Annotated in this window: 12 protein-coding genes; 9 read left to right on the plus strand and 3 right to left on the minus strand. The window is 69.8% G+C overall.

Annotation, left to right across the window (positions count from 1 at the left end):
- The first annotated feature begins 1 nt into the window (after position 1).
- The 7 genes from E6J58_20015 (at position 2) to E6J58_20045 (ending at position 8,365) form a co-directional block, all read left to right on the plus strand.
- Positions 2-583 carry a phospholipase gene (locus E6J58_20015; GenBank protein TMB33717.1) on the plus strand — a complete coding sequence of 194 codons (582 nt, stop codon included), beginning with the start codon at positions 2-4 and terminating at the stop codon, positions 581-583.
- Between the two features lie 18 nt (positions 584-601).
- Positions 602-1,801 carry a DUF763 domain-containing protein gene (locus E6J58_20020; protein TMB33718.1) on the plus strand — a complete coding sequence of 400 codons (1,200 nt, stop codon included), beginning with the start codon at positions 602-604 and terminating at the stop codon, positions 1,799-1,801.
- Positions 1,798-2,958, plus strand: coding sequence for an alanyl-tRNA editing protein (locus E6J58_20025; protein TMB33719.1), 1,161 nt, complete (start codon positions 1,798-1,800; stop codon positions 2,956-2,958). The genes E6J58_20020 and E6J58_20025 overlap by 4 nt, the downstream gene beginning before the upstream one ends.
- A gap of 78 nt (positions 2,959-3,036) precedes the next feature.
- The gene (locus E6J58_20030; GenBank protein TMB33720.1) at positions 3,037-5,010 is read left to right on the plus strand and encodes a diguanylate cyclase; all 1,974 of its coding nucleotides are present in this window, start codon (positions 3,037-3,039) and stop codon (positions 5,008-5,010) included.
- Between the two features lie 12 nt (positions 5,011-5,022).
- On the plus strand, positions 5,023-5,976 hold the full coding sequence (gene bioB / locus E6J58_20035) for a biotin synthase BioB (protein TMB33721.1): 954 nt from the start codon (positions 5,023-5,025) through the stop codon (positions 5,974-5,976).
- Between the two features lie 151 nt (positions 5,977-6,127).
- Positions 6,128-7,321: an aminotransferase class I/II-fold pyridoxal phosphate-dependent enzyme gene (locus tag E6J58_20040; GenBank protein TMB33722.1), complete on the plus strand. Its 1,194-nt coding sequence runs from the start codon at positions 6,128-6,130 to the stop codon at positions 7,319-7,321.
- Positions 7,322-7,330: 9 nt separating this feature from the next.
- Entirely contained in the window at positions 7,331-8,365 is a 1,035-nt protein-coding gene (locus E6J58_20045; protein TMB33723.1) for a DMT family transporter, read from the plus strand.
- Here E6J58_20045 and E6J58_20050 read toward each other — a convergent pair.
- Positions 8,350-9,165 (minus strand): hypothetical protein, encoded by an 816-nt coding sequence (locus E6J58_20050; GenBank protein ID TMB33724.1) that lies wholly within the window; start codon positions 9,163-9,165, stop codon positions 8,350-8,352. The genes E6J58_20045 and E6J58_20050 overlap by 16 nt on opposite strands.
- Between E6J58_20050 and E6J58_20055 the strand changes: the two genes are divergently transcribed.
- Positions 8,925-9,902 (plus strand): carbohydrate kinase, encoded by a 978-nt coding sequence (locus E6J58_20055; protein ID TMB33725.1) that lies wholly within the window; start codon positions 8,925-8,927, stop codon positions 9,900-9,902. The two genes, E6J58_20050 and E6J58_20055, sit on opposite strands and share 241 nt — an antisense overlap.
- On the opposite strand, the gene E6J58_20060 is transcribed toward E6J58_20055, so the two are convergent.
- The gene (locus E6J58_20060; GenBank protein ID TMB33726.1) at positions 9,899-10,441 is read right to left on the minus strand and encodes a hypothetical protein; all 543 of its coding nucleotides are present in this window, start codon (positions 10,439-10,441) and stop codon (positions 9,899-9,901) included. The two genes, E6J58_20055 and E6J58_20060, sit on opposite strands and share 4 nt — an antisense overlap.
- A 140-nt stretch (positions 10,442-10,581) precedes the next feature.
- Between E6J58_20060 and E6J58_20065 the strand changes: the two genes are divergently transcribed.
- Positions 10,582-10,878 (plus strand): hypothetical protein, encoded by a 297-nt coding sequence (locus tag E6J58_20065; GenBank protein TMB33727.1) that lies wholly within the window; start codon positions 10,582-10,584, stop codon positions 10,876-10,878.
- Positions 10,879-10,880: 2 nt separating this feature from the next.
- Here the strand turns inward: E6J58_20065 and E6J58_20070 are convergent, their stop codons facing one another.
- On the minus strand, positions 10,881-12,335 hold the full coding sequence (locus tag E6J58_20070; GenBank protein TMB33728.1) for a PLP-dependent aminotransferase family protein: 1,455 nt from the start codon (positions 12,333-12,335) through the stop codon (positions 10,881-10,883).
- Between the last annotated feature and the right edge of the window lie 108 nt (positions 12,336-12,443).

Genomic DNA, 12,443 nt, shown 5'->3' on the forward strand with positions numbered 1-12,443 from the left:
CATGCGCGCCATCGAGGCGGTGCTGCTGCAAGGCAGCGAGCTCTACCGCGAGGTGATCCTCGACAAGCTCGCGCACGCGCGCGAGTCGGTGCTGATCGCCACCGCCAACCTGAAGGACATGCAGGTCGAGCGCGACGGGAAGTTCGTTTCCGTTCTCGCTCTCTTCTCCGACCTCGCGGCACGCGGCGTCGACCTTCGCATCCTCCACGCCGAATTGCCCTCGCGCCCCTTCCGCGCCTCGTTCGAGAAGCGGCGCCGCCTCACCGCCGGCGGCCTGTCGCTGAAGATCTGTCCCCGCGTCCACTTCAAGGCGGTGGTGATCGACGGCGCCTGGGTCTACGCCGGCAGCGCCAACCTCACCGGCGCCGGCCTCGGCGCCAAAGGCGAAGGCCGGCGCAACTTCGAGGTCGGCTTCTGCAGCGAGGATTTCGAGATCGTCGACCGCGTCAAGGCGCTGTTCGAGGCGATCTGGACGGGCGCCGAATGCGCCTCGTGCAAGCTGCGCAGCGTCTGTCCGGATCCGATCGGCGCCGAACCGCCGCGCGCGTTCCGCCTCGGCCGCGCGCGCCGGCTCCGCCGCTGAGTTATACTGAACGCCCGTATGGGTCGCACCGGCAGCGCACTCCTTCCCCTGCACGGCGGACGCGTGCCCGACTGGCTCGCGTCGCGCATGGCGCGCCTCGGCGGAGTGATGGTGGAGGCGCTGGTGCTCGAGGAAGGCCCGCACGGCGTCCTGCGTCGCCTCGCGCACCCGTTCTGGTTCCAGGCGCTCGGGTGCGTGATGGGAATGGACTGGCACTCGAGCGGAATCACCACCAGCGTGCTGGGCGCGCTCAAGCGGGGCCTCGCCGGGCGCGAGCGTGAGATCGGCCTGACCGTCTGCGGCGGCCGCGGCCGTCACTCGCGTCGCACGCCGATGGAGCTGGTGCAGTTCGGAGAACGGACCGGCATCGATGGAGAGGCGCTGGCGCGCACCAGCCGGCTCGTCGCCAAGGTGGACAGCGCGCTCGTCCAGGACGGCTTCGATCTCTACCTGCACGGGTTCGTCGTCGCGAACGACGGCGCCTGGACGGTCGTCCAGCAGGGCATGAACACCGACCGTCGCCAGGCGCGCCGATATCACTGGCTCTCCGAGGGCGTACGCAGCTTCGTGGAGGAGCCGCATGCCGCAATCGAAGGCCGTCCCGGAGGATCGATTCTCAACCTGACCGACCGGCGCGCCGCCGCTTCACGAGAGGCGGCGCTCGAGTTGTCGCGCGCGCCCGAGCGCGTGCTCCACGAGCTGCCCCGCCTGCAGATGCCGGCCCATCACGAGGTCCGCCGATCCGACGTCTTCCTCCGGCGCCTGCACGGCACCCTCGCCGCCGCCCGGGAATCCGGGCCGCGCGATTTCCCCGACTTGCTGCTGCAGCGCGGTGTGGGTGCCCGGACGGTCGAGGCGCTGGCGGCGGTCGCCGAGGTGCTCCATGGAGCGCCCTGCCGCTTCAGCGATCCGGCGCGCTTCTCCCTCGCGCACGGCGGCAAGGACGGCCATCCCTTCCCCGTCCCCCTGCGCGTGTACGACCGGACCATCTCGGTCCTCAAACAGGCGGTCGCAGCCGCGCGCCTCGGGCGCACCGAGAAGCTCGATGGCATCCGACGCCTCGACGAACAGGCGCGCCGTCTCGAATCATCGGCGTCTGGGCCCGACTTCGAGCAATACGTCGCCGGTGAGCAGGCGGATTCTCACGAGTACGGCGGCCGCGACGTTTCCGGCCCCGCCCAAAAGCCGCCGCAACGTCAGCTCGCCCTCTTCTCATGACCGAACGCCTCTACCTGCAGGATCCTTATCTGAAGTCGTTTCGCGCCCGCGTGCTCGAGGTCCGCGATTTGAACGGACGTCCGGCCGCCGTTCTCGACCGGACCGCGTTCTATCCGGAAGGCGGAGGACAGCCTGGCGATCGCGGAACGATCGGCAGTGTGAAGGTCGTCGACACGCAGGAACGCGCCGGCGACGTCCTGCACGTGCTGGACGCGCCGGTCGAATCCGGCGAGGTCGCCGCGGAGATCGACTGGCGCCGCCGTTTCGATCACATGCAGCAGCACCACGGCCAGCACCTGCTCTCGGCGGCGTTCGACAAGCTCGGAGCGCCGACGGTCTCCTTCCATCTCGGAGAGCGGATCTGCACCATCGATCTCGATGCAGGACTGGGAACCCTGGATTTGGCGCGCGCGGAATCGATGGCCAACGAGAGCATCTGGCGCGATCTGCCGGTCGTCGCGCGAGACTTCACCGGCGAGGAACGCGCCAGGTTGCCACTGCGCAAGGAGCCCATGAAAGGCGACCGGGTGGTGGTGGTGGAGGGAGTCGACGCCTCGCCGTGCGGAGGAACGCACCCGGCGCGCACCGGCGAAGTCGGATGCATCGCCGTCCTTCGGGCGCAGAAGTGGGGCGAAGGGAAATCGCGGATCGAGTTCGCCTGCGGCGCGCGCGTGGTTCGCTTGCTCCACGAAACCAGCGACCTGGTCAGCGGAGCCGCCGAGGCCCTCAAATGCGCGCCCGCCGACGTCGCGCAGGCGGCGGCGCGCATCGCCGCCGAATCGCAAACGCGGAGGAAGGCTGCGGAAGGATTGCTCGAAGAGCTCGCCGGGCTGGAGGCGCTGCGGCTGAAGGCGCAGCCCTCGCCCATCGTCGCGAAGCTTGACCGTGGAGCCGCCTTCGCCCGGGCCGTCGCACAGCGGCTTTCGCAGGAAGGCGGAACCGCGCTGCTCGCGGCCATCGAAGACGGACGGGCTCATCTCGTGTTCGCGCGTCCGAAGGGGGCCGAGGGACCTGCGATGGGCGTGCTGCTCAAGGAAGCGCTGGCGGTCCTGGGTGGAAAGGGGGGCGGCGGACCCGACTTCGCGCAGGGCAGCGGCGCGCCGGAGAAGCTCGACGACGCGCTTGCGCTCGCCGCCCACAGGCTCGTACATCCGTGAATTTCGGGCAGAAAGCGGCCGTGGTACCATCGCCTTGCTCCCGGCCCCACAGGCCGCCAACCGCTTCACAAGGGCCCGATGCGACTTCCGGTCAAGCTGTCGCTCCTGCTCTCGGCGGCTACCTGCTTCCCGCTCCTGCTCGCCACCGCGTTCACGCTGCCGCGCGGTCGAGAGGCGCTGCGGAGCCAGCTCGACGAAATCTACGCCCAGGACGCCCGGACGCTCGCGGGTGAGGTCCACCGGACGCTCGTCGACAAGCTCGACTCGCTCACGCTTGCTGCTTCCACGCTGAGGCTCCACGAGCTCGATCCCGAGGCCCGCGAGCAGGCGCTGCTCTTGATCTACAAGGAGACGCGGGGCGCGGACATCGTCGGCCTCTTCGACTCCAGAGCAGACGCGGTCGGCAACATCATCCGGTTCGCGAGGCTCCAGGGCGTTCTCGCCTCGGAGCATGAGCCCATCGACGATGCTGCCCTGTCCATGTACGCCGGCAAGGTGCCGCTGCAGGGCGCGCTCCAGGCGGGTCTCGCCATCGGGCCCGTCTACATCCTGCCGGACGCCGAAGGACGTCCCATTCCCCGCCTCGTGCTCGCCGTTGCCGTGCCCGGCACGCGCGGAACGCGGTGGGTGGTCGCGGTGGAGGTGTCGCTGCGCAGGCTCGCCGACAGCTTCGAGCGCTTCCGTCCCGGCGAGTCTGGTGCGGCCTTCCTCGTCGACGGCGAAGGCAAGGTGATCTTCCACCCGAACCGGGAGCTGATGCTCAAACGGGTGACGCTCCGCGACCATCCGCTGCTCAAGGGCACGCAAAGCGACGACTGGCTGGGCGCGAACGCCCCCGTACCGCTCCTGGGGTGGAAGGCGGTGGTGCAGGAGTCCGCCGCCGAGGCGTTGGGCCCGCTGCGCCATCTCGCCCGCGACGCCTATCTCTGGCTCGCTCTCGGCCTCCTGGTCGCGGTGCTCCTCGGATTCAGCTCGGTTCGCACGGTCACGGCGCCGGTGCAGAAGCTGCGCGAGGCGGCCCTCGCAGTCACCGGCGGCGCGCTGGAAACCATCGTGGACGTGAAACGCCGCGACGAGCTGGGCGAGCTCGCCGACGCCTTCAACACCATGACCCGCGGATTGCGCGAGCGGGAAGGCATGAAGGTCACGCTCGCCCTCTCCGAAACGCTGGAGCTGAAGGAGGTGCTGGAACGCCTCCTCGACAGCCTGGGCCGCGCCGTCCGATTCGACGAGGCGTCCGTCCTGGTGGAGACCCGCGACGGCATGGACGTGATCGTCAGCCGCGGACCGCGAGGCAAGGACAAGTCGCAGCGCATCGTGCCGACCGCCGCGCACGTGGAGCGCGCCGTCACCACGCACCTGCCCGCGCTCAACGACGGCCGCCAGATGATGGCGCTGCCGCTGATCCAGCGTGGCGTGGCGATCGGCGTGGTCTGCCTGGAGAGCCACCATGCTTACACCGACGCCGAGGTCCGCCTGACGCAGTCGCTCACGCAGCCGGCGGCGATGGCCGTGGAGAACGCGCGGCTCTTCGACGAGGTCCAGCGCCTGGCCACCCTCGACGGCCTGACCGGCACGTACAACCGGCGCCACTTCATGGAACTGGCGCAGCGCGAGTACGACAACGCGCGCCGCTTCGGGCATCCGCTGACGGCGATGATGCTCGACGTCGACCACTTCAAACGGATCAACGACCGCCACGGACATCACGTCGGCGACCAGGTGTTGCGCATCCTCGCCGATCGCTGCCGCACGGCACTGCGCTCGGTGGACGTCCTCGGCCGCTACGGCGGCGAGGAGTTCGCCATCCTGCTGCCCGGGAGCACGCAGCACCACGCCGCGACCGTGCTGGCGGAGCGCATCCGGCGCCGCGTCGCCGACGAACCCATCCGCACCGACGACGGCGCGGTGAAAGTCACGGTCAGCGTCGGCGTCGCCGAGCTGGACGAGGAGATGCGGAATCCCGGCGACTTGTTCAAGCGCGCCGACGCCGCGCTCTACGAGGCGAAGCAGGCGGGCCGCAACCGCGTGGTCGAAGACGCCGTCGCGTGATACTGAGCGGACATGTTCCGCCACGACTGGACGCTCGCCGAGGTCCGCGCGATCCACGATCTGCCGCTGCTCGACCTCGTCCACCGCGCGCAGACCGTGCACCGCGAGCACTTCGGTGACAACCGGGTGCAGCTTTGCTCGCTGCTCTCGGTGAAGACCGGAGGTTGCCCCGAGGACTGCGCGTATTGCCCGCAGGCGGCGCGGTATCACACCGACGTGCAGGCCGAGCCGCTGATGGAGGTCGACGACGTGCTCGCCGCCGCCCGCAAGGCGCGGGAGGCCGGCGCGACGCGTTTCTGCATGGGCGCGGCCTGGCGCGAGGTGAAGGACGGGCAGCAGTTCGACCGGGTGCTGGAGATGGTCCGGGGAGTGAAGCGGCTGGGCATGGAAGCCTGCTGCACGCTGGGGATGCTCACCGCGGCGCAGGCGGGCCGGCTGAAGGAGGCGGGCCTCGATGCGTACAACCACAACCTGGACACCAGCCGCGCGAAATACGGCGACATCATCACGACCCGCACGTACGACGAGCGGCTGCGGACGCTGGACAACGTGCGCCGGGCCGGGATCTCGGTGTGCTGCGGCGGGATCCTCGGGATGGGCGAGTCGGTCGACGATCGGTGCGAGATGCTGCGGATGCTGGCGGCGCAGGAGCCGCATCCGGAGTCGGTGCCGATCAACATGCTGGTCGCGATCGCGGGGACGCCGCTGGCAGCCAGACCTCCGGTCAGCACGGTGGAGATGGTCCGCGCCATCGCCACGGCGCGCATCCTCATGCCTCGCGCCATGGTGCGGCTCTCCGCCGGGCGGCAGCAGATGAGCGAGGAGGCGCAGCTCCTCTGTATGATGGCGGGAGCGAACAGCGTCTTCTTCGGAGACAAGCTGCTCACCACCGGCAACCCGGAGTACGCGCAGGACATGGCGCTCTTCGAAGCGGCCGGAATCGCGGCCCTCGAACCACGTCTTTGACATCCAGTTAGCGCTTGGCTAGGTTGCGCAGTGCCCGGAGGCCCCGGGCGGCGCGGACTTTCGCCCACCTTGAGTGACGCGCCTAACAAATCTCACTCTAAGCGGCTGGGCTTTTTTTCAGCCATCGTGGTGGGCGGGAAGGTTGCCCGCCGTGGCCGACAATCGCTCCACCGAACCGAAGCCGGGGACGCTCGCCGTCCACGGCGGAGAAACGCGCAAGAAGGCGCACGACTCCGTCACCACCCCCATCGTCTGGTCCGCGACGTATGCGTTCGCGAACACCGCCGAGATCGAGAGCTATTTCAAGGGCGACATCGAGCGCGAGGAGTACGGCCGCTACGGCAATCCGACGGTCCGCGCCGCGGAGAAGAAGCTTGCGGCATTGGAGGGAGCCGAGGACACCGCTCTCTTCTCCAGCGGGATGGCGGCGGCGACCACCGCGCTCTTCGAGCTCCTCAAGGCCGGTGATCACGTCGTCCTCACGAACGACTGCTACCGGCGGACGCGGCAGTTCGTCACCAAATTCCTCTCGAGGCTCGGCGTCGAGTCCACGTTGGTCGCGCCGGGCGACGAGGAGGCGCTTCGCGCGGCGTTGCGGCCCGGACGCACGAAGGTGATCCTCGCCGAATCGCCGACGAACCCGTATCTGCGCGTCGCGGACCTCTCCGCCTTCGTCCGCGTGCGCAACTCCTGCCCCGGCACCAACCTGATCATCGACGGGACCTTCGCGACGCCGGTGAACCAACGCCCGCTTGCGGAAGGCGTGGATCTGGTCATTCACTCCTGCACGAAATACCTCGGCGGCCACAACGATCTGCTGGCAGGGGCGGTCTGCGGGCGGGCCGGGCTGGTGCAGGCGATCAAGGACTTGCGCGGCGTCCTCGGAGGCGTCCTCGATCCGCAGAGCGCGTTCCTGCTCATCCGCGGTCTGAAGACGCTGCCGCTCCGGGTGCAGCGGCAGAACCAGACCGCGTTGGAAGTCGCGGCCTGGCTCGAGAGACACCCGCGCGTGCGCCAGGTCTTCTATCCGGGGCTGGAGAGCCATCCCGATCACGCGATCGCGCGCAGGCAGATGCGCGGATTCGGGGGCGTGGTGAGCTTCCGGATCCGCGGAGATGCGCGCGAGACGTCGCGGGTGATCGACGCGTGCAAGCTCGCCACCATCGCGCCCTCGCTCGGCGCGGCGGAAACCCTGATCGAGCAGCCGGCCTACATGTCCTACTTCGAGTTGACCACCGCGGAGCGCGAGGCGATCGGCATCTACGACGACCTCGTGCGCCTCTCGCTGGGTCTCGAGGACGCAGAAGACGTCATCGCCGATCTGGAGCAGGCGTTGTCGGCGTAGACTCCCGCCATGGACGCGGACGAGCGGCTGCGCGGCTCCGGGCTCGGGCTCGCCGCCGCCTTGCTCTTCGGTCTCGGCGCGCCGCTGTCGAAGCTGCTCCTTCCCAGCGCCAGGCCGCTCACCCTCGCCGCGCTCCTGTATCTCGGCGCGGGCGCGGCCTTCCTGGTGGCGCGCCGCCGCGCAGCCGAAGCCCGGCTGACGCGGGCGGATGCGCCCATCCTCGCGGGGGCCGTGATCGCCGGGGCCGCCCTCGGTCCGGTGCTGATGCTGTGGGGCCTCTCCCGCGTCAGCGGCCTCGCGGGGTCGCTGCTGCTCAATCTCGAGGCGCCGTTCACCATCGCGCTCGCCGTCTTCGCGTTCGGCGAGCACCTGTCCGTGCGCGAGGGCCTTTCCGCGGCGGTGATCGTCCTTGGGGCTGCGCTCCTCGGTGCCCGCGGCGAGTGGTCGGGCTCGGTCGCGGGCGCCGCGGCCATTGCGGTCGCTTGCGCTTGCTGGGCGCTGGACAACAACCTCGCGGCGATCCTCTCGCTCAAGGACCCGGTCCAGGTCTTGCGCATCAAGGCGCTCTGCGCGGGAGCGGCAAATCTGTTTCTCGCGCTCGCCCTTGGACAGCCGCTGCCGCCCCTGACCGTCTGCGCCGGGGCCCTGGCGGTCGGCGCGGTGAGCTACGGCGCCAGCCTTCTCCTTTACCTCCGCGCCCAGCGCGCTCTGGGCGCGGCCCGGCAAAGCGCGCTCTTCGCCGTCGCTCCCTTCGCGGGGGCGGCTGCGTCCATCCCGCTGCTCGGCGATCGGCCTGCGCCAGCGGACTACGCGGGTGCAGCCCTGATGATGCTCGGCGTCGCTGCCCTCTTGCGCGCGAAGCACGCCCACGTGCACACGCACGAACCGATGGAACATGACCATCTGCACGTCCATGACGTCCATCACCAGCATCCGCATGAGGGTCCGCGCACGGAACCGCACGCCCACCCCCACCGGCACGATGCGCTCACGCACGCGCATGCCCACGTCTCGGACGCGCACCACCGTCATCGGCATCGGTAGCGAAGGAACAGGTGCGAGCCGTGTCTCCGCAGCGAGAGCAGCTCCAGCGGAGCACCCGCGAGATCGCGCTTTTCCGTGAGGGCCTTGCGTGCGTCGCCCGGCCAGCGGCCGAAGAGCCGCGGTGAGAGAGTCAAGAACATCTCGTCGACGAGCCGCGCCGCGGCGAGCTCGGCGAAAAGCCCGGGACCGCCTTCGCAGAGGATTCGCCGGCGGCCGTCCCGGCGGAGGGTGGCGACGATCTCGTGCGGTTCCAGCTTGCCGCGCAGGACCACTGCGCCTTCTCGCAGGGCGGGGTGGTCCGGATCGATCCTTCCCGAGCCTGTGACGACATAGAGCGTCGGACGCTCGCGGAGCCCGAGCGCCCGGCGCGTCTCTGCGAACGACGGTGCGGCCCCGGGAAAGATCGACTCCGGAAACCAGAGATCGTTCCTGGCGGCGCGCAGAGTTCCAGCGCCGATCAGCACCGCGTCCGCGCAGGCGCGCAACAGACCCATCAGGAAGCGATCCGCCTCCGACCCGCCGCTGACGATTCCACCGGATTCGCCGCCTGCATCCGGGAATGCAACCACGCCGTCGACGGACTCTACGAAGTTCGTCACCAGGCAATCGGCGGGCAGCGAGAGGACGCCTCCATATGCAGCGGCGAGGGCCGGCGGAAGCGGCAGCCCCGCCGCGGCGGATTCGAACATCACCTCGAGCTGGGGAAACGATTGCAAGCCACGCTCCGCGGTGCGACAAGCGCGCCGTGCCGATCCTCGTCGTCGGACACTATTGCCACGACACGCTGGTGCGCAACGCATCCGTCGAGCAGGTCCTCGGCGGATCGTCGGCGTACGCTTCCGCCATCCTCGCTGCCCTCGGCGAGGCGCACGAGGTCGTCGCGAAGGTCGGCGACGACTTCCGGTATGCGCACGAGGTCTCGCGCAAACCGGCGGTCGTCCCCGGTCGCACGACGGCCTTCGTCGACGCTTATCGCGGCGCGGTTCGAACGGAGCGCGTGGATGCGGTCGCTCCCGCCATCGAGCCGGAGGAGCTTCGCGGTACGTGGGACGTCGGCCTCGCCTGCGCCATCGCCGGGGAGATCCCGCTCCGGACACTGCAGCGCCTCCGCCAGATCAGCAGGATCGTGCTCGCGGACGCGCAATCCATCCTGCGGGACGTGACCGGGCGCGGCGAAGTGGTCCTGCGGCCGCCGGAGCCTGGGGCCACGGAGGCCATCGACGTGTTGAAGGCGAGCCGGGACGAGGCCCAGGTCCTGGACGTGGCCGCGCTGCGCAAGAGGCTGACGTTGATCGTCACGGACGGAGCGCGCGGGTGCACCGTGCTGAACCGCCAGGGCCAGCTGTCCATCGCGGCGTACCCGGCGGAGGAGAAGGACGCCACCGGCGCCGGCGACTGTTTTCTCGCGGGCGTTGCAGCGGGGCTCGCACGCGGTCTTCCTGTCGAGGAGGCCGCGCGGCTCGGATCATGGTGCGGCGCGCGCGCCGTGGAACACGTCGGCGTTCCGCGGCTCAGCCCGGGCGACCGCCTGGGTTAGAACCGACCCGCCGCTGCGGTGAGCGCGAGGCCGTTCGTGTTGGATACCGCCGGATTGGCGTCAGCGACTGCCCGCCGCGGAGGCGCCTGCGTCGCAGCCTCGTACACTCCATACCCCGCGCCTGCCAGGATGCCGATGCCGGCGCCGAGCATGAGATTCCGGGCCCAGTTGTTTCCGTTGTCGATGAGCGTGATGCCGGCGCCGACCACGGCACCGGCGACTCCTCCGTACAGAGCGTCAGTAGCGATGATCGCGACCGCGGAGCGGCCGGAAGGCGCCGTCGTCACGCCACCGACGTCCTCGTCGCTGCGCACGGTAGTTCGCGGCGGCGGTGGCGCATAGCCCGGATCGCCGGGATTCACGACTACCTGGGTCGAGGAAGAGGGCGGCGGTGGTTGTTGCTGCGTCGTGGTGGTGGTCGTCGTCGGTGGAGGAGGTTGCGCCGCAGGTTGCTGCGGCTGATTGGTGGTCGTCGTGGTCGTCTGCGCGAACGCGGGCAGCGCGGTGCAGACGAGCGCGAGCGCGATGAATTTCGACATGGATGTCTCCCCGGTGTTTCCGGAACGGTTGTCGCGGCGCCGCCGTCCGACAATCCCCGGCCTCGCGTGCGCTTGCCGGGCCGCACTACCGACGAGCGGGCCGATTTACTTCCGTTGGAGGCATTCGCACGTTCCCGGGCATGGGCGGACAAGGAATGATCCCCGAGGACGGCAAGGGCGGAATCGTGGAGGGCACGAAGGAGGCGCAGGAACGGCGCGAAAAAAACGCCTTCGAGCTGCCTCACGGAGCGGCGCCCCGCGCTGGAATGCAGGGGCGAAAGGAGCGTGGCGCAGCGCCGACACCGACTCTCGAGCGCCCGGGGACGACGCCGGAGGCGACGCCGGGATCCGGCGGAGGCGTCGGGAAGACGGAAAAGCCCGAGCCGCCGCGCGAAGGCGGACGCGTCCAGGACCCGAAGAACCGCAATACGCCCTGAAGTCAGGCTCCGCCGGCAAGGCGGCGCGGCGCTCGAACCGGGCCGCCCGCCAGCTCCGCGGCGATGCGCCCGAGCGTAGCGATCGCCGCCTCGACGCGCGACGACCAGGCAACGCCGCAGCTCAACCGGACACAGTTTTCATAGCCCTGACGCGCAGAAAAGATCGGTCCGGGTGCGATGGCGATGCCGGCCGCGAGCGCGCGGTCGTGCAGCTCGAGGGAAGAGATTCCCTCGGGCATCTCGACCCAGAGCACGCCGCCTCCGTCGGGACGCGTGGCCCGGGTCCCGGCGGGAAAGTGCGCCGCGACGCAGTCGCCGAGGCTTCGCATCGTCGCGGCGATGGACTTCCGCAGGGAGCGCAAGTGCCGCTCGTAGTGGCCGCCGGCGAGAAACTCGGCCATCGCCAGCTGCTGCAGCGAAGCGGTCGCGATGGTCTGCGCGAACTTCAGCAGCGACACGCGCTCGCGGAACTTGCCCGCGGCGACCCACCCGACGCGCCAGCCCGGCGCCAGCGTCTTGGAGAAGCTGCCGCAGTGGAGAACGAGCCCGCGCTGATCGAACGACTTCGCGGCCCGGGGGCGCGAGCTTCCGAAATAGACGTCGCCGTACAGATCGTCCTCGATGAGCGGTACGCCGCGACCGGCGAGCAGGGTCACGAGCCGCTCCTTGTTCTCGTCGGGCATCACGCAGCCGAGCGGATTGGAGAAGTTGGTCACCGCCAGCACGGCGGCGATCCGGCGCGTCTTCAGCACCCGCGCGAGAGCATCGAGGTCCATTCCCTCGCGCGGACAGCTGGGGATCTCCACCGCTCTCAGGCCCAGCGCCTCGATCAGTTGCAGTGAGCCAAAAAAAGCAGGCGATTCGATGGCGATGGCGTCTCCACGGCGCGCGACGGCCAGCAGCGAGAGCTGCACCGCCTCCATCGCGCCGGAGGTGACGATGAAGTCGTCCGGGGAAAGCGCGCACCCCCACTCCAGCGACCTGCGCGCGAGCTGCCGCCGGAGCGAACGCGCTCCCGGTGGAAGCTCGTACGTGAATCCCCGGCCCTCGCGCGCGATCCCCGCCGCAATGCGCCCAAGCTTTCCCCAGGGGAACAACTCGGGATCCGGCTGGTTGCAACCGAGCGGGACCAGGTCCGGGTCGCGCGCGCTCTCCACGACTTTCGCGACCAGCGCGCTGACGGTTACCGGCGTGGCGCCGGCGGACGGTCGCGTCGCCGGCGGCTCGGGTGGGAGCGCCCGCTGACGCCGGACGTAATGTCCGGACTGCGGACGGGCCTCGATCAGGCCGCGCGCCTCGAGCGTCAGATACGCCTGCAACACGGTGGAGACGCTGACCCTCTCCCGTTCGGACAGCCCGCGCACCGAGGGCAGGCGATCGCCGGGGCGCAGCGCTCCGACTCTCAAGGCTTCCTCGATCTTTCCGGAAACGCGCTCGTACAAGCGGATCTGGTGCATGTGCGCAGTCTGGCGGGAACCGGCACAGCCTGCAAGGGCGCCGCTCTGTGCTGGTCACAGTTGAGCGACACTGCATCTGTTCCGATCCGCGCGCCGCAGGGTAGATCA

The sequence above is a fragment of the Deltaproteobacteria bacterium genome, from assembly GCA_005879535.1.
Lineage (GTDB): Bacteria > Myxococcota > Myxococcia > Myxococcales > 40CM-4-68-19 > 40CM-4-68-19.

What these genes read in the sequence shown, in the direction of transcription:
- E6J58_20015 (TMB33717.1), top strand. Translation starts at nt 2, where the DNA reads ATGCGCGCCATCGAGGCGGTGCTGCTGCAAGGCAGCGAGCTCTACCGC.
- E6J58_20020 (TMB33718.1), top strand. Translation starts at nt 602, where the DNA reads ATGGGTCGCACCGGCAGCGCACTCCTTCCCCTGCACGGCGGACGCGTG.
- E6J58_20025 (TMB33719.1), top strand. Translation starts at nt 1,798, where the DNA reads ATGACCGAACGCCTCTACCTGCAGGATCCTTATCTGAAGTCGTTTCGC.
- E6J58_20030 (TMB33720.1), top strand. Translation starts at nt 3,037, where the DNA reads ATGCGACTTCCGGTCAAGCTGTCGCTCCTGCTCTCGGCGGCTACCTGC.
- bioB (TMB33721.1), top strand. Translation starts at nt 5,023, where the DNA reads ATGTTCCGCCACGACTGGACGCTCGCCGAGGTCCGCGCGATCCACGAT.
- E6J58_20045 (TMB33723.1), top strand. Translation starts at nt 7,331, where the DNA reads ATGGACGCGGACGAGCGGCTGCGCGGCTCCGGGCTCGGGCTCGCCGCC.
- E6J58_20055 (TMB33725.1), top strand. Translation starts at nt 8,925, where the DNA reads ATGCAACCACGCCGTCGACGGACTCTACGAAGTTCGTCACCAGGCAAT.
- E6J58_20050 (TMB33724.1), bottom strand. Translation starts at nt 9,165, where the DNA reads ATGCGTTGCGCACCAGCGTGTCGTGGCAATAGTGTCCGACGACGAGGA.
- E6J58_20060 (TMB33726.1), bottom strand. Translation starts at nt 10,441, where the DNA reads ATGTCGAAATTCATCGCGCTCGCGCTCGTCTGCACCGCGCTGCCCGCG.
- E6J58_20065 (TMB33727.1), top strand. Translation starts at nt 10,582, where the DNA reads ATGGGCGGACAAGGAATGATCCCCGAGGACGGCAAGGGCGGAATCGTG.
- E6J58_20070 (TMB33728.1), bottom strand. Translation starts at nt 12,335, where the DNA reads ATGCACCAGATCCGCTTGTACGAGCGCGTTTCCGGAAAGATCGAGGAA.